Source organism: Amaricoccus solimangrovi (genome assembly GCF_006385685.1).
GTDB lineage: Bacteria > Pseudomonadota > Alphaproteobacteria > Rhodobacterales > Rhodobacteraceae > Amaricoccus > Amaricoccus solimangrovi.
In genome coordinates this window covers 42,463-65,803 of sequence record NZ_VFRP01000006.1, presented here as the reverse complement: position 1 = coordinate 65,803, position 23,341 = coordinate 42,463, and the positions used below count along the sequence as shown (strand labels likewise).

The 23,341-nt window shown below is 71.9% G+C and carries 21 protein-coding genes; 6 read left to right on the top strand and 15 right to left on the bottom strand.

Going from position 1 to position 23,341, the window contains the following annotated elements:
• Positions 1-138 precede the first annotated feature (138 nt).
• Together FJM51_RS08125 and FJM51_RS08120 are read left to right on the top strand one after the other, a co-directional pair.
• Entirely contained in the window at positions 139-504 is a 366-nt protein-coding gene (locus tag FJM51_RS08125; protein ID WP_140453631.1) for a hypothetical protein, read from the top strand.
• A gap of 90 nt (positions 505-594) precedes the next feature.
• A complete protein-coding gene (locus FJM51_RS08120; protein ID WP_140453630.1) occupies positions 595-816 on the top strand; it encodes a DUF2934 domain-containing protein in 222 nt (73 codons plus the stop codon).
• Positions 817-880: 64 nt separating this feature from the next.
• Here the strand turns inward: FJM51_RS08120 and FJM51_RS08115 are convergent, their stop codons facing one another.
• Genes FJM51_RS08115 through FJM51_RS08080 form a run of 8 tightly spaced genes read right to left on the bottom strand, consistent with a single transcriptional unit; the run spans position 881 to position 10,142 of the window.
• Positions 881-1,597 (bottom strand): TIGR04290 family methyltransferase, encoded by a 717-nt coding sequence (locus tag FJM51_RS08115; protein ID WP_140453629.1) that lies wholly within the window; start codon positions 1,595-1,597, stop codon positions 881-883.
• Complete coding sequence (locus FJM51_RS08110) at positions 1,594-2,595, bottom strand: UDP-glucuronic acid decarboxylase family protein (protein ID WP_140453628.1); 1,002 nt, start codon at positions 2,593-2,595, stop codon at positions 1,594-1,596. Before FJM51_RS08110 ends, FJM51_RS08115 begins: the two co-directional genes overlap by 4 nt.
• Positions 2,592-3,719: a CgeB family protein gene (locus FJM51_RS08105; RefSeq protein WP_140453627.1), complete on the bottom strand. Its 1,128-nt coding sequence runs from the start codon at positions 3,717-3,719 to the stop codon at positions 2,592-2,594. The genes FJM51_RS08110 and FJM51_RS08105 overlap by 4 nt, the downstream gene beginning before the upstream one ends.
• Positions 3,716-4,819, bottom strand: coding sequence for a CgeB family protein (locus FJM51_RS08100; RefSeq protein ID WP_140453626.1), 1,104 nt, complete (start codon positions 4,817-4,819; stop codon positions 3,716-3,718). The genes FJM51_RS08105 and FJM51_RS08100 overlap by 4 nt, the downstream gene beginning before the upstream one ends.
• Entirely contained in the window at positions 4,816-5,946 is a 1,131-nt protein-coding gene (locus FJM51_RS08095) for a CgeB family protein (protein ID WP_140453625.1), read from the bottom strand. The genes FJM51_RS08100 and FJM51_RS08095 overlap by 4 nt, the downstream gene beginning before the upstream one ends.
• Before the next feature lies 1 nt (position 5,947).
• Positions 5,948-7,060, bottom strand: a complete 1,113-nt coding sequence (locus FJM51_RS08090; protein WP_181164487.1) for a glycosyltransferase family 4 protein — start codon at positions 7,058-7,060, stop codon at positions 5,948-5,950.
• Positions 7,057-9,039: an NAD-dependent epimerase/dehydratase family protein gene (locus FJM51_RS08085; RefSeq protein ID WP_140453623.1), complete on the bottom strand. Its 1,983-nt coding sequence runs from the start codon at positions 9,037-9,039 to the stop codon at positions 7,057-7,059. Before FJM51_RS08085 ends, FJM51_RS08090 begins: the two co-directional genes overlap by 4 nt.
• The gene (locus FJM51_RS08080) at positions 9,036-10,142 is read right to left on the bottom strand and encodes an NAD-dependent epimerase/dehydratase family protein (protein WP_140453622.1); all 1,107 of its coding nucleotides are present in this window, start codon (positions 10,140-10,142) and stop codon (positions 9,036-9,038) included. The genes FJM51_RS08085 and FJM51_RS08080 overlap by 4 nt, the downstream gene beginning before the upstream one ends.
• Before the next feature lie 219 nt (positions 10,143-10,361).
• Between FJM51_RS08080 and FJM51_RS08075 the strand changes: the two genes are divergently transcribed.
• Complete coding sequence (locus tag FJM51_RS08075) at positions 10,362-11,363, top strand: MDR/zinc-dependent alcohol dehydrogenase-like family protein (protein WP_233713043.1); 1,002 nt, start codon at positions 10,362-10,364, stop codon at positions 11,361-11,363.
• The gene (locus FJM51_RS08070; RefSeq protein WP_140453621.1) at positions 11,354-12,403 is read left to right on the top strand and encodes a Gfo/Idh/MocA family protein; all 1,050 of its coding nucleotides are present in this window, start codon (positions 11,354-11,356) and stop codon (positions 12,401-12,403) included. The genes FJM51_RS08075 and FJM51_RS08070 overlap by 10 nt, the downstream gene beginning before the upstream one ends.
• Before the next feature lie 2 nt (positions 12,404-12,405).
• Here the strand turns inward: FJM51_RS08070 and FJM51_RS08065 are convergent, their stop codons facing one another.
• The 5 genes from FJM51_RS08065 to FJM51_RS08045 all read right to left on the bottom strand — a co-directional run bounded on the left by FJM51_RS08065 (position 12,406) and on the right by FJM51_RS08045 (position 17,624).
• The gene (locus tag FJM51_RS08065) at positions 12,406-13,671 is read right to left on the bottom strand and encodes a cytochrome P450 family protein (RefSeq protein WP_233713042.1); all 1,266 of its coding nucleotides are present in this window, start codon (positions 13,669-13,671) and stop codon (positions 12,406-12,408) included.
• A complete protein-coding gene (locus FJM51_RS08060) occupies positions 13,668-15,158 on the bottom strand; it encodes a PQQ-dependent sugar dehydrogenase (protein WP_140453620.1) in 1,491 nt (496 codons plus the stop codon). The genes FJM51_RS08065 and FJM51_RS08060 overlap by 4 nt, the downstream gene beginning before the upstream one ends.
• Positions 15,151-15,642, bottom strand: a complete 492-nt coding sequence (locus FJM51_RS08055) for a DUF2231 domain-containing protein (RefSeq protein ID WP_233713041.1) — start codon at positions 15,640-15,642, stop codon at positions 15,151-15,153. Before FJM51_RS08055 ends, FJM51_RS08060 begins: the two co-directional genes overlap by 8 nt.
• 111 nt (positions 15,643-15,753) lie before the next feature.
• Positions 15,754-16,524, bottom strand: coding sequence for an HWE histidine kinase domain-containing protein (locus FJM51_RS23730; RefSeq protein ID WP_181164486.1), 771 nt, complete (start codon positions 16,522-16,524; stop codon positions 15,754-15,756).
• Between the two features lie 320 nt (positions 16,525-16,844).
• Positions 16,845-17,624 carry a Crp/Fnr family transcriptional regulator gene (locus FJM51_RS08045; protein ID WP_140453618.1) on the bottom strand — a complete coding sequence of 260 codons (780 nt, stop codon included), beginning with the start codon at positions 17,622-17,624 and terminating at the stop codon, positions 16,845-16,847.
• Positions 17,625-17,867: 243 nt separating this feature from the next.
• Between FJM51_RS08045 and FJM51_RS08040 the strand changes: the two genes are divergently transcribed.
• On the top strand, positions 17,868-18,083 hold the full coding sequence (locus FJM51_RS08040; RefSeq protein ID WP_140453617.1) for a hypothetical protein: 216 nt from the start codon (positions 17,868-17,870) through the stop codon (positions 18,081-18,083).
• Positions 18,084-18,109: 26 nt separating this feature from the next.
• Here the strand turns inward: FJM51_RS08040 and FJM51_RS08035 are convergent, their stop codons facing one another.
• The gene (locus FJM51_RS08035) at positions 18,110-18,679 is read right to left on the bottom strand and encodes a superoxide dismutase family protein (protein ID WP_233713040.1); all 570 of its coding nucleotides are present in this window, start codon (positions 18,677-18,679) and stop codon (positions 18,110-18,112) included.
• A gap of 265 nt (positions 18,680-18,944) precedes the next feature.
• Between FJM51_RS08035 and FJM51_RS23725 the strand changes: the two genes are divergently transcribed.
• On the top strand, positions 18,945-19,115 hold the full coding sequence (locus tag FJM51_RS23725; RefSeq protein WP_181164485.1) for a hypothetical protein: 171 nt from the start codon (positions 18,945-18,947) through the stop codon (positions 19,113-19,115).
• A gap of 22 nt (positions 19,116-19,137) precedes the next feature.
• Here the strand turns inward: FJM51_RS23725 and FJM51_RS08030 are convergent, their stop codons facing one another.
• Positions 19,138-23,214 (bottom strand): PAS domain S-box protein, encoded by a 4,077-nt coding sequence (locus FJM51_RS08030; RefSeq protein WP_140453616.1) that lies wholly within the window; start codon positions 23,212-23,214, stop codon positions 19,138-19,140.
• Between the last annotated feature and the right edge of the window lie 127 nt (positions 23,215-23,341).

Genomic DNA, 23,341 nt, shown 5'->3' with positions numbered 1-23,341 from the left:
CGGGGTCTCGGAGGGGAACGCCTCGTTCGAAGGTCGGTTCCGTAATGAGATCGGCGTATGTCCGCGAAGCCGCGAGGCAAGGGAACAGGCGGGGGATCTGACGGTTCGGGGACCATGAGCTTCGAAGGGAAGGCGATCATGGTCAGTCAATTGCTCGCATATTTTCCGGAACGGGCCGCCGCCGGCGCGGCCGAGCGCGTGCTGCGTGAGCGGCTCGGGGGTTGCGACGCCCGGGTCGGGGCGGATGGGGATGAATACGTCCTGATCCTGGACGAGCCGGACGACGGGAGACGCGCGACGGCCGTCACGCTCCTGCGCGAAGCGGGTGGACGCGTCGAGCGCAGCGTCGGGGCCGACGCGCCGCGCCCGGTGCAGCCGGGCTTCGCCCCGGCGGCGCCCGGCATGGTGCCCGAGGCGAAACCCCCCACCGCCCGCGACGTCGATCAGACACCCGAGGGCGGCCGCTTCGCGCGGCAGATCGAGACGGCCCCGGAGGAGAGGTAGCTCTCCCCCGGAAGGCCGATTTTCGGCGCGGCGCCGGAACAACCGGCCCGTTCTCCGGTTAGGCGGCGCGCATCACGCCAGGAGGGAAGAATGGATCAGGAACTCGAAGACCGCGTCCGGTCGCGCGCCTATGCGATCTGGGAGGAGGAGGGACGGCCGGAAGGCGCCGATCTCGACCACTGGCTCCGCGCGGTGCTGGAGCTCCAGGCCGAGGAAGCCGGCGGGCCGGCCAGCGGCGCGCAGGCCGGCGGCGGCCACACGAACGACCCCGTGACCGTGCCCGAGGACATGGACCCGGGGCGGCTGCCCTGACACGCTTGGAGCGCCCGCGCGGCTGACGCGCGGGCGCTTCCTGTCCGGCGGATGGGCGGGCACATCAGGCGCGTGGCGCCACTTCGCAGAGATAGACCTCCTCCTCGGCCTGCTCGAGGATCGAGAAGCCGGCGCTCCTCAGCATCGCCTCGGCGGCGGCGCGATTGGGAATGAACCAGTTGGTCGGATCCCCCGCGTAGCGCTCCTCGATGAACCAGAGCGTCGGAAAGCCGGGATCGGCGAAGGGCGCATGCTCGTCGAAACCGTAATCGCCCGCGGCCGGCGTGACGGAAGGCGCGCCGCGCAGCATCGACTGGAACAGCATCCGGTCGCCCGCCGCGTGCTCGCGGATCAGGTCGAGCGCCAGCAGCGGGTGGCGCAGGTGATAGAACACCCCCATGAACAGCACGAGGTCGAACCGCTCGCCGAGCTCCGGCACCTCGTACACGGACATGCGCCGGAATTCGATCGCCGCTCCCTCCACCTCGGCGGCGAGCCGGGCCTGCGCGAGATAGCGCGGATCGCTGTCGATCCCGAGCACCCGCCCCGCCCCGCGCCGTGCCATCTCGAGCGCGTAGAACCCGGCGTTGCAGCCGATGTCGAGGACGCTCGCGCCCGAGAGATCCTCCGGCACGACGTGGCGGAAGCGCTGCCACTTGAAGGCCGGATAGTCTCCGAGGAAATGGTCCGGCGCGGTCTCGACCCCGTCGAGGCGCAGGTTGTGGAACCACGGCCCGAGTTCGGCGATCCGCGCGGCCAGCCCCGGCGCGCGCGCGCTCATGCCCCGCGCCCGGCGGCGAGACGGTCCGGGGCCGCGCCAGGGGCCGCTTCCTCCGCGAACCAGCGGATCGTCCGGGGCATACCCTCCGCCAGCATCACGCGCGGGACCCAGCCGAGCAGTTCGCGCGCGCGGGCGATGTCGGGCCGCCGCCGCCGCGGATCATCCTCCAGCCCGTCCAGATGGACGATCCGCGACCTGCCCGGCAGCGCGGCATGGATGATGCGCGCGATCTCGTTGATGGTGAATTCCTCCGGATTGCCGAGGTTCACCGGCGTCTCCGGCGCCGGCTCCACCTCCATCAGCGCGACGAGGCCTTCCACGAGATCGGAGACGAAGCAGAAGGAGCGGGTCTGCGTTCCGTCGCCATAGACCGTCATCTCGGCGCCCGCGAGCGCCTGGACGATCATGTTGGAGACGATCCGGCCGTCGTCGGGCCGCATGCGCGGCCCATAGGTGTTGAAGATGCGCGCGACGCGCACATCCGCCCGCCCCGCCCGGCGATAGTCGAAGCAGAGCGTCTCCGCCGCGCGCTTGCCCTCGTCGTAGCAGGCGCGCACGCCCGTGCAGTTCACATGGCCGAAATAGGCCTCGTCCTGCGGATGACACTCCGGATCACCGTAGACCTCGCTCGTCGAGGCCTGCAGGAGCCGCGCGCCCTTCATGGCGGCGAGTCTCAGCAGCGCCTCGGTGCCGACGACATTCGTCATCATCGTATGCACCGGATCCGCCTGATAGAGCGGCGGCGAAGCCGCGCAGGCGAGGTTGTAGACCCGCGTGATCTCCTCGGCGACGTGAAAGGGCTTGCTTACGTCCTGGCGGATGAACTGGAAGTCCGGATGCCCGACGAGCGGCGCGACATTGGCCATGGTCCCGGTGAGCAGGCTGTCGAGACAGAGCACGCGATGCCCCTCCAACAGCAGTTTCTCGCAGAGATGCGATCCCACGAAACCGGCCCCGCCGGCGACGAGGATCGTCTGGCGCATGCCACGTTCGATCATGATCTGGCTCCTTCCGAGGCGAGTTCGGCTTCATGAGGCTGCTCGGCGCGCGGCGGCGTGGCGCGGATCGTCTCCGCGAGATCACGGGCGCGGGCGAGGCCGGTGTCGCGGGCCGTGACGATCGCGCGCGCGGCCCCGCCGATCGCCCGGCACCGTTCCGGGCCGATCCGCTCCAGCGCGCGTACGACATCCTCCGGACTCTCCGCGCGGATGATCGCGGAGCCGTCGGGGAAGAAGTCGCCGAGGCCGGGCCAGCAGTCCGAGATGACCGGGGTGCCGCAGGCGCCGGCCTCGAACAGCCGGACGCTCGGGGACCAGCCGGCCGCGCGCATCGCCGCGCGCGTCAGGTTGAGGGTGAAACGCTGCGCGCCGTAGAAGGTCGGATGTTCCGCGGGCGGAACATGCTCGATCCGCTCGACATTGGCCGGCCAGTCGATCTCCGGCGGGAACTGGGCCCCCGCGACCACGAAGCGGCGTTCGGGCAGCCGCCGCGCCGGCTCGAGGAGCAGCCGTTCCAGTCCGGGCTGGCGGTCGGGGCTGTAGGTCCCGAGATAGCCGAGATCCCAGCGGACCACCCGCTTCGCCGGGGGGCGGTAGCGTTCGGCGTCCACCGAACAGTAGAGCGCCCGCGGCCGGCGCACCCCGTGGCGCGCGGCGAGCAGGTCGAGCACCGCCCCGCCGGAGAAGGACAGGTAGAGATCGAATGCGCGCATCTGCTGCGGCGTCAGATAGCGCCGCTCGCCCCGCGCAAGCTCCGCGAGCGTCACGGGCGTGTCGATGTCGTAGAAGCAGAGCCGGCGCGGGCCGAGCGCGGCGAGCCGGTCGATCATCTCCGCCCCGTCGGGCACATAGGAGCCGACGATGACCGCGTCGGCGGAGCGGATCCGCGCCGCGTGCCGCGCCACGACCTCGGCGGGATCGTCGTAGAGCTCGAATTCGCAGAAATCCGGCGCCGGCAGATCGCGGCGGGTCGCGTACCAGGGCATGTCGCGCTCGAGGAACAGCGCCTCGTGGCCCGCCTTCGCGAGGCCGCGCAGCAGCGCGCGATAGGTCGTCGCATGGCCGTTGCCCCAGGAGGAGGAGAGCGAGAGGCCGAGGAAGACGATGTCGAGCCCCCGTTTCACAGCGTCGCCTCCATCGGATGTCCGGTGCCCGGGGAAAGCCGGCGCAGGATCCCGTCCACCTCCTCCGCGCGATGCGCGTAGGTATGCTCGGCGAGCAGGCGGGCGCGGGCGCGCGCGCCGATCCGGCGGCAGTCCTCGGCGCCGACGGAAGTCAGCGCCTCCGCCACGTCGGCGCCGTCGCGGGCGACGAGGATCTCCCGCCCCGGTTCGAGGAACATCCCGATCCCCTCCCACGCGTCGGTGACGAGGCAGGCGCCCGCGCCGGCGGCCTCGAAGACCCGCGTCGCGGGGGAGAAGCCGGTGGCGGCCATGCTGTCGCGGGCGATGTTGAGCACCATCCGCGCGCTGGCATTGAACGTGTTGTGGTCGGCGGTGCCGAGATGGCCGTGGACGCGGAGGTTCCCGGGAAAGGCCGCGCCGCCCCAGCCGGAGCCGGCGAGCAGGAACCGCTGGTCCGGTCGGAGGAGCGCGGGACGGACCAGGAATTCCCCGACGCGCGTCTCGCGATCGGGCAGCCGGTTGCCGAGAAAGGAGAGATCGGCGGCGAAACGCGCCTCCGCCGGCGCCGGGCGATGCGTGTCGGGATCGAGGGCGTTGTAGATCGGCCGGCAGGCACGGGCGCCGAGCGCGCGATAGGCGGCCATCACCGGCGCGCCCCCGCCATAGGTCAGCACCATGTCGAGATCGGGCAGCATGCGCCGCAGCGGGTGGTCCGGCTCCGCGCGCAGCAGGGCGAGCGTCGCCGGCGCGTCGACGTCCCAGAAGATCCGGAGCGCCCCGGGCCGCGCCGCCGCCATCACCGCGTGGAGCAGATCCTCGTCCTCGTAGCCGACGCCGCTCGCCTGGATCACCACGTCGGCCTCGGAGGCCTGCGCGGCCGCGGCGGCGAGGCCCCTCGGGGAGGCCTCCCACACCACGACCCGCGCCCATCCGGGTGGCGCGATGTCGCGGTGCGCGCCGCGATCATAGGCGTCCGGCTCGTAGAAGGTGATGTCGTGGCCGAGCGCGGCGAGCGCGCGCAGGAGCCCGCGATAATAGGTCGCCGCGCCGTTCCAGTAGGAGGAGAGAAGGCTCGATCCGTAGAAGGCGACACGACTCATCCGACCAGCTCTCCCGTTGTCTGTCCCGCCCGTCCCGGATCGATCCCGCCGATGATGGCGAGCAGTTCCTCCACCCGATGCGCGCAGGTGTGCCGGGCGCGGATCGTCTCCAGCCCCGCGCGGGCAAGTTCCGCGCGCATGCCCGCGTCGTCGCGAAGCGCGGCGAGCATCCGCGTCATCTCCGCCCCGTCGCGGGCGACGAGATAGTCCCGCCCGGGGCGGAACAGCCCCTCGGCATCCTCCCAGGGCGCGCAGACGAGCGGGATGCCGCAGGCGAGCGCCTCGAAGGGGCGGATCGTGGGAATGCCGGGCAGCGCCTCCACATAGGGGCGGCGCGGCACGTGGACCGTCATGAGATGCCGCGCGAAGACCTCCGGCGCACGGGCGTTGGCAAGCCAGCCGCGATAGTCGACGCCGGCCTGGCCGAGCCGTTCGAGGGCGTCGTCCGGGTATCGCACGCCGTGCACCGTGGCGCTCAGACCCAGACGCGCGACCGGCTCCACCAGGAATTCGACGAGTTCCCGCGACCGCTCGCCATCGCCCCAGTTGCCGATCCAGACCAGATCCCGAAGCGGCCCCTCCGGCGGCGTCTCGGGCGGGTGGAAGAGCGCGGTATCGGCCGCCTCGTGCCAGGTGAAGACCCGGCGGCCCCATCCGGCCGCGAGGTAGCGCTCCCTGAGCGTCTCGCCGAAGGCGAGAACCGCGTCGTAGCCGGAGAGGTCGAGCGCCGCGATCTCGCCGCGCGCGCTCACCGCGCGGTGGTGGGTGTCGTGGAAGAGGAGCAGGAAGCTCCCGCCCCGGCGCCGCGCCCGCCCGATCCGGGCGACGAGAGCGGGATCGGTCCATTCGTGGACGATCACCACGTCCGCGCCGTCCAGCGCCGCCTCGTGGTCGAACTCCTCGTCGTAATCGCGGCTTCGCAGTGTCGGAAAGGCGGCGTGGAAATCCTCCGGCGCGCGCGCCCCCTGCTCCGCGATCAGGTTCGCGACGCTCCAGCCCCCCGCCGGGGCGAGGGCGGACGCGTCATGGCCCGCGCGGCCAAGCTCGCGCATCACGCCACGCAGGAAATGGGCGTTGCCGTGGTTCCAGCACGAGACGAGGGAGTGGATGTAGAACAGGAATCGCATGTCAGACCTCGGCTGTGACGGGCAGGCGGGCGTCGCGGAGGCCCTCGAACAGGGCGAGCATAGACTCGGCCTGCCGCGCGGGCCGGTAGCGTTCCGCCCGGGCGCGCGCCGCGGCGCCGAGCCGCAGGCGCTGCGCCGCGTCTCCGGCAAGCTCGTCGGCGGCCCGCGCCAGCGCCTCCGGATCCCGCGCCGGGTAGAAGAGCGCCGCGCCGCCCCAGAGCTCGCGGAAGGTCGGGATGTCGGCGAGAAGGAGCGGAACGCCCATTGACGCCGCCTCGGCCACCGCGAGTCCGAAGGGCTCGTAGAGCGAGGGGGCGATGAGAAAGGGCGCGCGCGCGACCATCGCCAGCGCCGCCTCATGCGGCAGCGGGCCGATCGCCTCGGTGTGCCGCGGCCGGAACGGGTATTCGCCCGGCACTTCGCAGGGACCGATCAGACGGGCCGGCGCGCGCATCCGCGCGGCCGCGGCGTCGAGGATCACGCCGCCCTTGCCGGGGTCCCACCAGCGGGCGACGGCGACCGGGGCGGTGTCGCGGCCCGCCGCCTCGCACGGGATCCGGGGCGCCGCGCCGTTCCAGATCACCGCCGGCTCGGGCGTGCCGGGATAGCAACGGCGAAGCAGGGCGGCATGGGCCGCGGTCGGCGCGACCACCGCGGCGCAGGCGCGCAGCCCCGCCCGCGTCGCCTCCGCCTTCCAGGCGATCTCGCGCGGAACCTCCGTATCCCGCACCGCCCGGAACCAGGTCGCGAGGCAGGAATGGGCCACGGACACGAGGGGCGCGTCGGCATTCACGCCGACCGCCTGGGAAGGCGCGGCCAGAAGCGCCAGATCGGCGCGATACCGGCGCAGCGCGGTCCGGATCGCCGGGCCGACGGCGGCGAGCCGGTCGGGATCCGTCGCCTGCCAGTCGAGCGGCGCGTCGCTCCAGTCGAGCTGTCCGAGCCAGCGCGCTTCCCGCGCGCGCTCCGGTCCCGGTCGCGGGCCGAAACCGAGGAAGGCGACGTCGCTCCCGCGCGCCACCAGCGCGCGCGCCAGGGTCAGCGCGTAGGTCCAGACGCCGCCGACCGCGTCGAGCGTCATCAGGACCCGCGGTTGCCGCGCCCGGGCGCTCATGCCCGGAGCCTCGCCGGCTCGTCCGCCGCCGCGCCGAACCATGCCGCCAGCCGCGCCAGCCCGTCGCGCCAGCCGATCTCGGCCCGCCAGCCCGTCTCCGCCGCGAGCAGCCCGGTGTCGGCGACGAACCAGAGCTGATCCCCGCTCCGCCAGCCTTCCCGCGCGAGCACTGCGGGCGCGCCGACCAGCCGTTCGATCTCGGCCAGAACCTCGACGAGGCTGACGGCGTTGGCCGGGCCGCCGCCGAGGTTGAACGCGCGCCCCGACAGCGCGTCGATCCGGTCGAGCACCGCGCGATAGGCGCGCGCGGCGTCGTCCACGTGCAGGATGTCGCGCACCTGGCAGCCGTCGCCGAAAAGGGTGATCGGCTCGCCCCGGAGCGCGCGGATCAGGAAATGCGCGACCCAGCCCTGATCCTCGGTCCCGAACTGGCGCTGTCCGTAGACGCAGCTCATCCGGAGCACCGCCGTCGGAAGGTCGAAGCTTTTCGCGTAATCGAGCACGTACTGGTCCGCGACGCCCTTGGAACAACCATAGGGGGTGCGGAAGGCGATCGGCCGGTCCTCCCCGACGCCCCGCGCCCTGAGCCGCGGGTCCGCCGGAACATGGGTTTCTCCGATCCGGACCAGTTCGACATCCTCCAGCCCGCCATAGACCTTGTTGGTGCTGGCGAGGATCACCGGGACGCGGCGCCCGGTCGCGCGGATCGCCTCCAGCAGGTTGATCGTTCCGCGCGCGTTCACCTCGAAATCGTCGATCGGACGGACGAGGCTGGTGGTGACGGCGGTCTGGGCGGCGAGATGGATCACCGCCTCCGCGTCGCAGGCCGCGTCGCGCAGCGCCTGCTCGTCGCGCAGGTCCGCCAGCACGGGCCGGAGGCGCGGTCCATGACGTTCCGCGAGCCAGGCGAGGTTTTCCTCGACGCCCAGGCGCGAGAGATTGTCGAGCACCATCACGTCGCGTCCCTCGCGGAGGAAGCTTTCGGCGAGATTGGAGCCGATGAAGCCCGCCCCGCCGGTGATCAGCACCGGGCGCCGCGCCCGGCGTGTCGCGGGCGCGGCGAGCCGCGTCATCTCGCGCACCTTGTCCGCGCCCCCCGCGCGCAGGAGCCGCGCCAGAAGCTTCGGCTGGTTTTCCGCGTCGACGGCGCCGAGGTGGTAGTGCCGGGGATCGAACCAGAGTCCCTCCTGCGCGGCGACGTCGCCCGGCAGGTCGCGCCAGGCGTACCAGTAGACCCGGTCCGCGCCGGCCCCGAGCACGCGGGCGAAGCGGCGCACCTGCTCCATCTGGTCGTTGCGCCAGGTCGAATAGCCGGTCTCGGTGATCCAGACCTCGGCCTCCGGGTTCCAGCGGCCGAGCACGGCACGCATCTCGCCCAGATGCATGTCCCAGCCGTGCCAGCTCGCCTCCTCGCTGTCCCAGGTTCCCGGGAAGCCGTGGAAGCCCACGGCCGCCACCTCGGCCAACACGCCCCGCTCGCCCATCAGGTTGAGCCAGAGCGGGTCGAACGGGCTCGGCCCGCCGAGTACCGGTTTCCAGCCCCGCTTCCGCGCCCAGTAGGCGGCCGCGCCGATCATCTCGCAGAAGAGCGCGTAGTCCGGATCGGCCCGCCAGTCCCAGTCGAGCAGGTTGTTCGGCTCGTTCCAGAGCTCGACATGGCTGAAATGCGCGCCGTGGCGGGTCAGGACGTGGTCGATGAAATCGGCATAGGCGCGAAGTTCGCGAGGCGCGCCGGAGGTTCGTCCGGTGCGCGACAACGACGGGGGCGTGTAGTGGACGCAGGGCAGCAGTTCGAGCCGCGCGGCGATCGTCGGGATCAGCCAGTCGAACCAGACCTCGCCGCCCTCGGCGTGGTATTCCGCCCAGCTCACATGGGTGCGGAGCCGGCGCGCGCCGGCGGCGACCATGCCTTCGAGCGCCGCTTCGACGCGCGCGTGCTCGCCCGGCCGGAACCATTCGACGAAACCGTAGTCGCTCATGAAACGAGCCTCCGCTCTTCCAGATGCCGCCGCATCTCCGCGCCCCGGTCGACGACCGTCTCGCCGCGGACCCAGTCGACGAACGGGCCGAGCGAGGTCTCGAGCCTGTGCTCCGGGCGGAAGCCGAGCCTTTCGCGCGCCTTCGAGATGTCGGCGAAGCAGTTGCGGATATCCCCGGAGCGCGCGCGGCCCAGAATCTCCGGCCGAAGATCCGCCCGCCCCATCTCCCGCGCCAGAAGCCGCGCGACCTCGGCGATCTCGTAGGCCTGGCCGGAGCCGATGTTGAAGATCTCGCCGCCGATGCCGGGCGTCTCGCAGGCGAGGCGGAACGCGCGCGCGACGTCCTCCACATGAACGAAGTCGCGTTTCTGCCGCCCGTCCTCGAAGATCGTCGGCGCCGCGCCCGAGGCGATGCGCGAGGCGAAGTTCGCAAGAACTCCGGTATAGGGATTCGAGAGCGCCTGACCCGCGCCGAAGACGTTGAAGAGCCGCAGCGCCACCACCTCGACCCCATAGGCCTCGCCGAAGATCAGCGCCTGCCGCTCCTGCGCGTATTTGGTCAGCGCGTAGATCGAGGCGAGATCGACCGGCTTCTCCTCGTCCGTCGGGATGGGTGCGAGCGGCGCGCCGGCGTCGTCGGACAGATCCCAACGCCCGGCCTTCACATCGGCCGCGCGGCGGCGAATGGCCCCCGCCCGCGACCCGTCGCCGCGTCGATAGGCGCCCTCGCCATAGACGCTCATCGAGGAGGCGACCACGAGCCGTCGGGGCGGCGCGGCGATCATCGCCTCGAGCAGCACCGCCGTCCCGAGATCGTTCGCGCCGACATAGCGGGTGATCTCGTACATCGACTGGCCGACGCCGACCTCGGCCGCGAGATGGACGACCGCGTCGCAGCCCGCGAGCGCGCGCCCGAGCCGCTCCGCGTCGCGCATGTCGCCCCGCAGGAATTCCACCCCTTCCGGCAGGTCCGCCGCGCCCTCGCCATGCACCTGCTCGATCAGCGCGTCGTAGATGGTCACGTCATGGCCGCGTGCGACGAGCTCGGCCGCGAGATGCCTTCCTATGAACCCCGCGCCCCCGGTGACGAGCAGCTTCGACATGCGCCTTCCTCCCTTGCCGGAACAGGCGCCGAACAGGCGGTGGCGCGGAATGTTCCGAAGCCGCCGGGAGAAAATCCCGATCCACGCCAATCCCTTGGTGGATCTACTTCACGCCCCCGCATCTTCTTCAATGATATCAACGACATCTTCATCAACCCCCGGCAGGGGCGGAACAATGCCCCGCGCGTCCTGTTCGGCGGTGGAACAGGAGGGCCCGATATGGAAGCATTCGAGATCGCGGAACGCCCCGCGGAAGTCGCGGCGGAAGAGATGCGCGCGGCGGTGATCGACGCGCCCGGACGCGCGCGGATCGAGACCCTGCCCTGTCCGAGCCCCGGCCCCGGGGAGGTTCTGGTGCGCCTCGAAGGCTGCGGCGTCTGCGCCTCGAACCTCGTCCCCTGGTCGGGACCGGAGTGGATGCGGTTTCCGACCGAACCCGGCGGGCTCGGGCACGAGGCCTGGGGCCGGATCGCCGCGCTCGGCCCCGGCGTGGCGGGCCTCGAGCTCGGACAGCGCGTGGCGACGCTGGGCCAGAACGGTTTCGCGACGCATCAGCTCGTCGCGGCGGAGGCCGTCGTCCCGCTGCCGCCGGAACTCGACGGGATGCCCTTCCCGGGCGAGGCCTTCGCCTGCGCGATGAACATCTTCCGCCGCGCCGGGATCACGGCGGGCGACTGGGTCGCGGTCGTCGGCGTCGGCTTCATCGGCGCGGCGCTGACCCGGCTCGCCGCGGCCGCCGGCGCCCGCGTGATTGGCGTCTCCCGGCGCGACGCGGCGCTCGGCCTCGCGCGCGAGATGGGCGCCGAACACGTGGCGCGGTTCGACGCGGAGGCGCATGAGACCGTGGGGCGGCTGACCGGACACCGTTTCTGCGACGTCGCGATCGAATGCGTCGGCAACCAATCCGCGCTCGACCTCGCCTCGGGCCTCGTCGCGACCGGCGGGCGGCTCGTCATCGCCGGCTACCACCAGGACGGGCCGAGGAGCGTCGACATGCAAAGCTGGAACTGGCGCGGGATCGACGTGATCAACGCTCACGAGCGCGATCCGAAGGTCTATCTGCGCGGCCTGCGCGAGGCGGTCCAGGCCGCGCGGGACGGGCTCCTCGATCCTCGCGCCCTCGTCACGGATGCTTTCCCGCTCGACCGGCTCGACGCCGCGCTCGACGCGCAGCGCGATCGGCCGGGGGCGCTCGTGAAGGCCTATGTCCGATGCGACTGACCCCCCATCCCTTCGACGCCGCTGGCGCGCCGGTCGCGCGGCGGCCCCGGCTCGCCTTCCTCGGCCTCGGCTGGATCGGGCGCCACCGGCTTCGCGCCGTCGCGGAGGACGGATCCGCGGAAATCGTCGGCCTCGCCGATCCCGTGCCGGAGGCGCTGGCCGAGGCCACCGACGTCGCTCCCGGCGCGCGGGCGGCGGATGGGCTCGACGGCCTGCTGGCGATGGAGCCCGACGGGATCGTGATCGCGACGCCGAGCGCGCTCCATGCCGGGCAATCGATCCGCGCGCTCGAAGCGGGCGCCGCCGTGTTCTGCCAGAAGCCGCTCGGGCGCGACGCGCGCGAGGCGACGGCGGTCGTCGAGGCCGCGGGCAACGCCGACCGGCTGCTCGGCGTCGACCTCTCCTATCGCCATACCGCCGCGGTCGCGGCGCTACGCGAGGCGCTCCGGGCGGGCCGGCTGGGCGAGGTCTTCGCGATGGACGCGGTGTTTCACAACGCCTACGGACCCGACAAGCCCTGGTTCTACGACCGCGCGCTCTCGGGCGGCGGCTGCCTCGCCGATCTCGGCGTGCATCTCGTCGATCTCGGGCTCTGGCTTCTCGACTTTCCCGCGCTCGAGCACGTGGAGGCCCAGGCCTGGCGCGCGGGGCGCAGGCTCGACGCCGAGGCGCTGAGCCGGAAAGCGGAGGATTACGTGACCGCGACGCTCTCGCTCGCGGGGGGCCGCGCGCTCCGCCTCGCCTGCTCCTGGCGGCTCCACGCGGGACAGGACGCCGTGATCCGGTTCGAGGCCTTCGGAGCCGAGGGCGGGGCGGTGATCGAGAATCGCGACGGCTCGTTCTACGACTTCGCAACGCGGCTACATCGGGGGACAGCGAGCGAGGAGGTCGCCTCCCCGCCGGACGCCTGGGGCGGGCGCGCCGCGGTCGCCTGGGCGCGGGCGCTCGGCCGGGGCGCGCGGTTCGACCCGTCGTGCCGCCGGCTCATCGACCTCGCGCGGGCGATCGAGGCGATCTACCGCGCGGCGGGGAAAGGCTGAGGTCAGCCGCGCGCGGGGCCGAAATCGAGCTCGACCCCGCTCGCCGGACGCGCCGGGATCCGCGCGAGGTCGATGCCGAGATCCTGCTCCGGCGCGGTCCAGGCCGGCCCCCGGGTGAGGATCCGCGTCGCCTCCGCGATCAGCGCGACCGTCACCTTCTCACCCGGACAGCGATGCGTCCGCGCCGGATCTCCCGCGCCCTGCGGAACGAAGCCGGGCGCGGGATGACGCCAGTCGAGGCGCCGCCCGGGCAGGAACGCGTCGGGATCGGGGAAGCGGCGCGCGTCATGGCAGGTCCCGTGCAGATCGGCGATCACCCACTGGCCCTTGTCCAGCGTCTCGCCCCGCCAGTGGACCGGCCGTTCAGAGATGGCCCCGACGAAGGGAAAGAAGGGGGAGATCCGGCGGATCTCCTCGGCGAAGCGGTCGAACTCCGCCTCCTCCGCCGCGCGGAGCCGTTCGCGCCAGTCGGGCCGGAGGATCAGGAGGCGCGCGGCGAAGGCGACATAGCGTCCCACCGCCACGATCGGGCGGAGCAGGTTGAGGAGTTCCACCGCGACGGTTTCGGGAGGCAGGGGCCGGCCACGCTCCCCGGTGGCGCGGCAGAAATCCGCGAGCGGGCTCGCCGCCTCCGGGGGACCGGCGCGCCGCCACTCGCGAACCGCCGCCGCGAGCCGGGCTTCCACGCGGCGCCGCCGGGCCAGCGCGGCCCAGCTTCCCGGCCCCGGGAAGCCCGCGCGGTCGCTCATCTCGAACAGCGCCGCCGCGAGAGCGCGATCCCCGGCGAAATCGGCCCCGAGGCCGCACCAGTCGCAGGCCGCGCGAGAGAGAGGCGCGACCGTGTCGCGCAGCACATTGACGCGCCCGCCACGCCCGATCCGTTCCAGCAGCGCCGCGCCGAAGATACGCGCCAGCGTCGCATCCGCGTCGGACTCGATCAGAAGCCGCGTGAAGAGCGCCTTCCGCGCCCGGTGCTCGGCCCCCTCCAGCTGCTGCACGCTGCCCTTGTCCTGCAGCAGGCGCAGCACCCAGCCCGGCATCGCACCCCGGCGAGTGAAATCCGGGCTCTCGTAAAGAAGGTCGACGGCCTCGGCACCGCGCAGGCAGAGGACATCGCGCAGCATCAGGCGGGTGTGGAATCCGTCCCGCCCCGCCCGGTCGCAGCGGCGGCCGATGAACCGGTATCCCTCGCGCATGAGGCCCAGCGTGCCGTCGAATTCGGCGCGTGGAAAGGGCGCGCCGGCTTCCGCCTTTCCGGCTGTCCTCACGGAGCGGGCTCCGTCGGCTCCCCGGTCGCCGGCGCGATCCGGAGCTGCGCGGGCGTGCCCGCGTCCGTCGCCGGCGGCTCGGGGGCGGTGCGCGCCCGCGCCGCGTGCTGGTCGGTGCCGACCGGCGCGTCGATGATCCGGCCATCGGCCGCGGCGACGCGCCAGACCGTATTGCCCGCGTCGTCGGCGACGAGAAGCGCCCCAGTCCCGTCGATCGCCACCCCCACGGGCCGCCCGCGCGTCTGGTCCCCGTCGAGGAAGCCGGTTACGACGTCGCGCGCCTTGCCGGAGGGCTGGCCGTTCTCGAAGGGCACATAGACGACCTTGTAGCCATTGAAATCCGTCCGGTTCCAGCTGCCATGCTCGCCGACGAAGGCGCCGCTCGCGAATTCCTCCGGCATGGCGGAGCCGTAGCTGAACGTCATCCCGAGCGGCGCCACATGGCTCGACAGCGCGTAGTCGGGCGCGATGGCCTGCTCGACCATGTCCGGCCGGGGCGGATGGACGCGCGGATCGACATGCTGGCCGTAGTAGCTCCAGGGCCAGCCGTAGAACGCCCCCTCCTTCACCGAGGTCATGTAGTCGGGCACGAGGTTCGGCCCGAGTTCGTCGCGCTCGTTCACCACCGCCCAGAGGTCTCCAGTCTCGGGATGGAAGGTCAGTCCGTTGGGATTGCGCAGGCCCGAGGCGAAGACCCGGGCGGCGCCGCTCGCGCGGTCCACCTCCCAGATCGCGGCCCGGCCCTTCTCCGCCTCGAGCCCGTTCTCGCCGACGTTGGAATTGGAGCCGATCGAGGCGAAGAGCTTCGTCCCGTCGGGACTCAGGGCCAGATCCTTGGTCCAGTGATGGTCGATCGGCCCGCCCGGGAGCGGCGCCAGCACCTTCGGCGCCTCGGTGATCCCGGTCTGGCCGAGTTCATAGGGATAGGCGAGGATCGCATCGGTCGCGGCGACGTAGAGCGTGCCGTCGGTCCAGACCACGCCGAAGGGGGAGTTGAGCCCGGTCAGCAGCTCGGCGCGCTCGTCCACAACGCCGTCCCGGTCGGTGTCGCGCAGGAGCGTTACCCGGTTGCTCTCCTTCTCCGACCCTCCGGCGCCCTGCCCGTGGGCGTAGGACATGATCGCGCCCCGGATCACGTCCTTCGGGCGCGAGACGGGCTCGGTCGGACCGCGCGACTGGACCACGAGCACGTCGCCATTCGGCAGCGTGTAGACCGTGCGGGGATTGACGAGATCCTTCGCATAAACGCTTACCGTCAAGCCCTCCGCCACCTCGGGCGTCTCGCCTTCCGCCCAGCCCACGACCTCCGCGACCTTCATCCCGGCGATCAGCCCGGGATCGGGATCGGGCAGGACCGGATCGGGGCCGATCTGGCTCGTGATGTCGAAATCCTCCTGCGCGAGCGCGGGACTCGCGGCGCAGACCAGAAGCGCCGCCGAGGCGAGACGGAGGAAGGGGGGAGGGGCGCGGAAGGATTGCTCAGTCATGGATGCGCACTCCGATCCCCGCGCGATAGACCATCGCGCGGCCAAGCCAGACGGTGAAGATCATCACGACCCCGGTCACGAGCGACAGCGTCAATCCGACGGGAACCACGGCGGTCCAGCCGTCGCCCGCGTGGACGAGGCTGTTGAAGAAGGCGAGCACCAGGACCGCGAGATTGCCGAGCCCGTGCGCCCAGGCGGCGGAGTGGCGGCGCAGCGTGGCGCGCGCCAGCAGGTCGATCGCCCCCGCCACCGCCGCGAGCACCCCGCCGACGAGGCCCGCGAAAAGAAGCCAGGAGGAGAAGTTCTGCCACATCAGATTGGCCGTCCGCCAATAGGCGAGGTCGGTCAGGATGACGAGCGAGAAGCAGACGATGGGAAAGGGCACCAGCGCCGCGTGGACCGGATGGCCCGCCACCGCGAAGGCGGAGGGCGCGGCCAGACCGCGCGCCGCGGTGGGGATCGGCCTTGCTTGGGTTCGTCGCACGAATTCGCTCCTCCTCTGCCAGCTCGGATCAGAGGAACAGCCGAGCGGGCCGGATGTTCCGCCGGGAGCGCCTTCCCCGCGAAGGTGACTTTTTCCCGACAGGGGGAGCGGTCAGGCCCCGCCGGCTTCGCCGCCCGCCTCGGGCAGCGGGGCGCGCATGTTCCAGACGAGCCCCTCGGGCCCCAGCCGCCAACGCACGTCCGCGTCCATCTCGTAGTTCATGCTCCGCTCGAAGAGCTCGGAGCCGAAGCCGGGGGGGCCGGCGCCGTTGGTCAGCGCGGCGCCGGTCTCGGTCCAGTGCAACGCCAGGACCGGCCGCGCCGGGTCGCTCCGGTCCACACGCCAGTCGATCGCGATCCGCCCGCCCCGGCGCGACAGCGCGCCAAACTTGACCGCGTTGGTCGTGAGCTCGTGCAGGGCCAGGCCGAGCGTCTCCGCGTGCTTGCCCCTGAGCAGGACCTCCGGCCCATCGAGGGTGAATTCCCGCGTCTCGTGCGCGCCCGCCGCCATCAGCGTGTCCCCGGCCAGAAGCGCGAGATCGACCCCCATCTCGGGATGGCGCGCGAGCGCGGTCTGCACGCGCGCCAGCGCGGTGATGCGCCCGTCGAGATGATCCGCGTAATCAGCGGCCGAACGCGCGCCCACGCCGGTGCGCCGGGCGATCGAGCGGATGATGGCGAGCGTGTCGCGGCTGGCCCGCCGCGCCTCGTCGAGCCGCGACTGGAGCGCGGCGATCTCGCTTCGCGCCGCCAGCAGTTCCGCTTCCGGCGCGTGTTCGGGATGGGCCACCGCGAGCACGCCCGGCCCGTCATCCGATCCCCTCGCCGGCCAGGGACGGCTGAGGGAGACGACGAGATCCGCCTGCGCGGCCGCGGCCGTCACGACGGTCGCGCCGCTTCCCGCCGCGCCCCGGATCGAGCCGCCGAGCGCGTCCCAGAGCGGCCCTCCCGGCTGCCCGAGTCCCTCCAGGCCGAACAGCCGTCCGGCGGCGTCGTTGCGGAAGGCGAGGAATCGCGGTCCCCACCAGAGGAAGGCGGGAAAGCCGATCCCGAGCGTGACGGCGAGCGCGGAGCGCAGCGAGGACGACCAGCCGCCGGGCGGACCGAGCGGCGTCCCCGCCCACTCCGCCTCCCGGATGCGCGCCGCCGCCGTCGAGGCGCCGAGCCAGCCTGTCTCCTCCTTCGCCAGGGTCCGATACTCCCCTACTCGTTGTTCGCGTCGAGATGCGCCCCTTCCCGATCGAGGTGCAGGTAATTGGGATCGAAGACGGCGAGCCGTTTCAGCCGGTCGAGATCGAGAATGGTCAGCTGGCGGTTGGCAAGCCGGATGAGCCCTTCCTGGCGCAGTTCCTGCAGCGTGCGGTTCACATGCACCTTGGAAAGCCCGGTCGCATCTGCGAGGTCGCTCTGCGTCACTGGAAAGGCGCAATGTCCGTCGGTGGCGAGGCCCGCGCTCCACAGGCGCACATAGAGTTCGCAGAGCAGGTGCGCGATGCGTTCGAGCGCGTCGCGCTGCCCGAGGTTCACGGTCCATTCCCGCTGGATCGCGATCGTGACCAGCGCCTCCCACCAGAGCGCCTGGGTGATGCGCGGATGGTCATCGATCAGCCTCTCGAAGCTGTCCCGGCCGATCTCGGCGACCGTCACGTCGGTCAGCGCGCCAATGGAATGGTCCATCTGCCGCAGTATGAAGATGTTGAGATCGCAGAGATCGCCCGGCAGGAAGAAGGCCACGATCTGGCGCCGCCCGTCCTCGAGGAACTTGTAGCGGCAGGCCCAGCCGTTCAGCATCACGTATATCTTCGTGGGCTTGTCGCCCTCACGGCTGATGTCCTCGCGGCCGAGGAAGGTGCGCCGCCGCTCCGCCACCACGCGCTCCAGCGCCGCGCGGTCGGCCAGGGACAGCCGCGTGAACTGCTGAAGCTTGCATGTCAGGGCATTGGCCCCGGCCCCTTTCGGAGCATTGGAGGAAAGGTGATCCATGATCCCGAATTAGGCCATGCGCGGGTGCGCGTGAATAACACAGATTAACCGCCGCGAAGTCGAGCGTCCAACCCGCCGCGCGCGGTGGTCATCGGCATGACGAGAGGGCTTCACCAAACGGCCGCGACCCGATCTCGGCGGATTCTGGCTCAAGGAACAGATTCTTCCCCTTTCCTATCCTGCGATAATGAACTCGCCGGACTTCGCGTCCATATTGCCTCCCGCACCCAGAGGGAGGATGGCATGGCTGGTTCAGGTGTTGCCACCCCGGCCGAACTGAAGATCCTGTCCGAAGCCGTCGACAACTACTGCCGCGCGCACGAGATCATGACCAGCACCGGCCGTGAGTCCGTGGCGCTTCAGGTTCTCGGCTCGTTTCAGGACGGCGTGGACGATGCCGTCGGGCTGGCCGCGGCGCTGGAGCGCGACGACGGGTTCGACCCCTCCCGCGTTCCATAGCCGCGCGGCGGGGGAGTGCGTGTCGCTCACTCGATGACGCCGCAGGCGAGGCGATCACCGGCATCCCCGGAGGGCTGGCTCTCGTAGTCGTCCGCGCCGGCGTGGATGATGAGTGCCTTGCCGGAGGCGTTACCGGTGTCGCCGCCGAGAAAGACGTAGGTGTCGAGAACCTGTGCGCGCAGCGTGCCGTCCTCGCCGACGTACTGGTTCGGCATGTCTCCCGAATGCGGTCCGTGCTCCGACAGGAAGCCGTGTTCCGTGTCGGAGACGGCGTAGTGCCCGCCCGCCGACTTGAAGCCGCCCTCCGCGTCGCATTCGCCGGTCTCGTGCACGTGGAACCCGTGCCAGCCGGGCGGCAGGCCCCGCAGGTCGAGACCGATCAGCAGACCGGCGCGCGTTCCGGTCAGTTTCGCCGTCCCAATGCTCTCGCCCTGAAGATTGGTGAAATCGACGGTCGTGGTGGCGGCGTCCCCCTGGGCGAGCGCGGAACCCGCCACGATGAGGCCGGCGGCGGTGATCATCCCGCCGAGGATTCTCCGCGACGCGCCGAAGGGCCCGGACGGAGCGCGAATGCGGGCGGTATCGATCGAGATCATGATGTTCTCCCTTGTCGCGTTCGTTGCCCAACAGGGGCCAACCGGATTTGTTCCGCCGCGCCGCGACGCCTGCCCAGCGAGGGCCATTTCCGAGACTTCGCCCGAACAAAAGCCGGGCATGCCCGGTTTGTCCCGCAGACGCCCGGCGCTGTCCCGCCCTGGAGAGAGCGAGGCCGGCCAGGTGGCGTCCCGCTTCCCGGAGGAGGGAAACGTGACGCGGGGACCGACATGGGCCGCTCGGGCCAGGAGACGCGGAGGCGACAAGGTGAGGGAAGACGAGACCGGCGCCGACGGGCGCGTGGACGCGGCCCTCGCGCGGGCGCGCGCGGCCATCGAGGCCGAACCGGTTCCGGCGGGCCTGGCGGCGGTCGCCGAGGAACTCGAGGAGGCGCTGCGCCGGGCGACCGCCCCGTTCTGGCTCGGCCCGCCGCGCTGAGCGGAGGCGCGCCGCTCCCGTCTCAGGCCGCCGAGCCCGCCGCGCTCTCGCCGCTCGCCGAGACGGGGATGGAGATGGTGCAATGGACGCCGTCCTCTTCGAGCGCGAAGGTGGTCTTCGCGCCGAACTGGTAGGGTAGCGCCCGCTCGATCAGTTCCCGGCCCTGGCCGGTCTCCGCGAGAACCCTGTCGGCCGGCGGCATCCTGACCCCGCTCTCCCGCCACTCGATATCGAGCCAGGGGCGGTTCTCCCCGTCGGACCGCCGCGCACTCCAGCGGACCGCGAGCACCGCCCGCGGCTGGCTCAGGGCGCCGTATTTCATCGCGTTCGTCGCCAGTTCGTGCAGCGCCATCGCGAGCATCTGCGCCATGCTGGAGCGCAGGCGGATCCCCCGCGGCCCCTCGAGAATGACCTGGCCGCCGGCGCCGGGCATCGCCTCGATCTCGGTACCGAGAAGTTCGTCGAAGGCGACGCGGTCGGTCTCTCCCAGCCGCGACAGCAGGCCCTGAACCCGCGCGAGCGCCTCGAGCCGGGCGCGGAAGCGCTGGAGGAAGTCGTCCAGATCCTGGCTGCCGTCGCCCGTGCGATCCGCCATCGAGCGGACGACCGCCATCAGGTTGCGCGTGCGGTGCTGGAGTTCCGCGACGAGGATCCGCTGGCGCTCCTGCAGCTCGCGCAGTTCGTGGATGTCCGTCGAGGTGCCGAGCCATTCGATGATCGCGCCGGTCCCGTCGCGGACCGCGGTGGCGCGGGTCTTGAACCAGCGGAAACCCTCGCCTCTTCGCAGCCGGTATTCGACCTCGAACCCCCCGGTCTCGAGCGCGTGCGCCCAGGCTTCCCGCGCGGTCTCGCGATCGGGGGGATAGAGCGCCTCGAGCCAGCCCCAGCCGAGGCTTTCGGCCGCGCTCTGGCCGGTGTATTCGAACCATTGCGGGCTCGCCCAGGTCCAGGTTCCCCCACCCACCGCGCGCCAGACGAGCTGCGGCATCCCCTCGATCAGCGTCTGCAGGCGAAGCTCGGTCTCGCGCAGCTCGGTCAGGTCATGGCCGATGCCGCCGACCATGATGACCTGGCCGCTCGCATCGGCGATCGGAAAGTCCGTGTTCCGCAGCCAGCGGATCGCCCGGTCGCTGGGGCGCCGGATGCGGTAGTCGAAAGTCACATGCGCGCCGCGCCGGATGCTCCTGACGCTGTCGGCCGCGCGCGCGCGGTCCTCGGGCACGATCAGATCCATCCAGCTCCGATAGTTGTCGTTGGCCAGCGCCTCCTCGCGGCTCAGCCCGTAGATCTCCTCGAAGGCGGGGGTGAGGTACTGCCATTGCAGCGTCTCGGCGTCGCGGATCCAGAGCACGTCCCGCGACGCCTCGCCGAACTGCCGGAACCGTTCCTCGCTCTCGCGGAGCGCGGCCTCCGTCCGGGCGCGCTCGACCGCCGCCCAGGTGCGGTCGGCCGTCTCCTCGACGAGCGCGACCTCGGCCGGGGTCCAGTCGCGCTTGGCGGCCTGATGCAGGCCGACGATCCCCGCGAGGCGCCCGGCCTTCATCACCGGCACGCCGAGATAGGCGCCGATCCCCAGCGCCGCGTAGGCCCCCAGTTCCTCCGCGCCGAACCGCGCCTCCGCCGTCACATCCCCGACGGCGAGCGTGCGGCCGGCGCGGTAGGCCTCCGTGACGTGCTGCCCGAAGTCGTCGATGCGGAACCGGCCGACCACCGGCGGCGCCCCATCCGCGTAGCCCCCCTGTGAGTCGAGATACGTCGCCGACGGGTCGGCCTCGTAATACTGCGCCCGGGTCACCCCGAGATGCTCGCCCAGCACGCGCATGGCCCGCGCCTGGATCTCCACCGGATCGGCGATCGGGCGCAGCGTGTCGCTGAGCTTCAGCAGGAAGGCCTGCCGCTCCTCGCTCTCGCGCAGGGCCGTCTCGGCGCGGCGGCGCTCGGTGATGTCGTCGAAGAGGATCGCGACGCGGTTCTCCTCCGCCGGCCCCAGGCGCAGGGCATAGACGTCGTACCAGCGTCCCAGCGCCTCCGCGCGATGCTGGAAACGTTCGGGATGGCCGGTCCGGGCCACGCGGCCATAGGTGTCGAACCAGAACTGCTCGTGCCCGGGCGCCAGCGCGCGCATCCGCTTGCCCTCGGCCTCGACCAGTCCGGTCTTGCTCTCGAAGGCCGGATTGGCTTCCAGGAAGAGGTAGTCCACCGGCGCGCCCGCTTCGTCGAAAAGCACCTCGATGACGCAGAAACCCTGATCGATCGACTCGAAGAGCGTGCGGTAGCGCTCCTCGCTCGCGCGGCGCGCGACCTCGGCCCGGGCCCGCTCGACCGCGGCCCAGGCGCGGTCGGCGGCCTCCTCGATCAGCGAGACCTCGGCCGGGGTCCAGCCGCTCGGCCGCGCGCGCCGCGCTCCGAAGACCACGACCAGATCCTCCGCCTTGACCAGCGGCACCGCGACGAAGGACCGGCCATCGCTCGTGGAATGGGCGGGCGCGATACCGGATCCGGTGTCGCCCGCGTCTCGATCCGCGGACCGGAAAGGGTCGCGCCCGAACCATCCTCCCGTCGCGCCCGGACCCGCCGCGGGGAACTGTCGCCCGATGGTCTGGTCACCGCCGCACGCCTCCGCGCAACCCACCCACTCGGCGCCCACCTGCTCGGCCATGATCCTGCAGGCCGTCTCCTGGATCTCGCCCGGATCGCCGAGCGGCCGGAGCGCGTCGCTGAGCCTGAGCAGGAACACCTGCCGCGCCTCGTTCTCGCGCCGGACCAGCTCGACCCGCCGACGTTCGGTGATGTCGTCGCAGACCGCGGCGAAGCGATCCCCGCCACGGGGATAGATGGTCACCTCGTAGAAGCGGTCGAAGGCGGGAACCTCGCGCCCGACCCGGCCGGGCGCGCCGGTGGCGAGGATCCGGTCGATCTCCGCGGGCCACCACTCCTCGAAATCGGGCATGACCTCCGACGCGCGCCTGCCGCGCAACTCGCCCGCCGTCATGCCGAGCAGCCGCTCGAAGGCCGGATTGACGTCGAGGACGCGGTAGTCGACCGGTCGGCCGGTGGCGTCGCGGATCATCTCGCACTCGTCATAGCCCTGGCGCATCGTCTCGAAGAACGAGCGATACCGGCCCTCGCTGGCGGCCAGCGCCGCCTCGGCGCGGGCGCGCTCCACCGCCGCCCAGGCCCGCTCGGCCACGTCCTCCAGAAGCCGGACCTCCTCCCGCGTCCAGTCGCGCGGCTCGCGCGAATGGACGCCGACGATCGCGAGCAGTCGCCCCTGCTTGACGAGCGGCACGCCGACCCAGGCCCGGATCCCGACCGCGCGATACGCGTCCCGCTCCGGCTCGAGTTCCGTGTCGCGGCAACTGAGCGTGGATCCGGCGCGGTATGCCTCCGCCATGTCGGGCGCGAAGGCGGAGAGACGCGTCGGCGCCGAAGCGCGCGCCGGCGACCGCTCGTGACTGGCGATCAGCGCGAAGCCGTCCTCGTCGGCGTCGATCTCGAGGCAGGTCGCGCCCATCACGTCGAGCTGTCCGGCCAGGAGCCGCATCGCGACATCGAGAACTTCCACCGCCTCCGTCAGCGGGCGCAGCGCATCGCTGAGCCTCAGCAGGAACGTCTCGCGCTCCTCGCCGGCGCCCGGCGGGACGAAGCGGGCGCGCTCCGGTGCGAGCGCCGGGGTGAGCGTGTCGATGATCCCCACGACCGCGCCGGTGGCGTCGCGGACCGGACTGAGGCAATGGTCGAAGGCGAGCCCCGCCGAGGCGCCGTCGAACCGCGCCGCCGCCCCGTCGAGCGCCCCGGCGATCCGGGACGCGAGCCCGCGCCGCGCCGCGCCCCATCCCTCGGGGAAGGGCCGGCCGAGAACATCGCCGGGCCCGCCCGGGAGCGCGGCGCAGGCGTCATTGGGAAAGGTGACGAGTTCCGGCCCCCAGGCGAGCGCCATCGGCAGCGGATGGTCGAGGACGAGCGTCAGGGCCGTCCGCAGGCTCGCGGGCCAGCATGTGATCGGCCCGAGCGAGGTCGATGCCCAGTCGCGCGCGCGGACGCGGGCGCCCGTGTCGCCGCCCCCGCCCAGCCAGCCCTCATGACCTTCGTCCCGCATGATCCCGACGCGCCCCTCGGCTCCGGTGGCGAAACATCCTCCTGCGAGCCTCCTGTCCCCTGCTTTCCCTTGGGCAGCCCGGAGCGGAAGCTTCTTCTCTCCATAGCACAGCGCCGAAGGGCGGGAA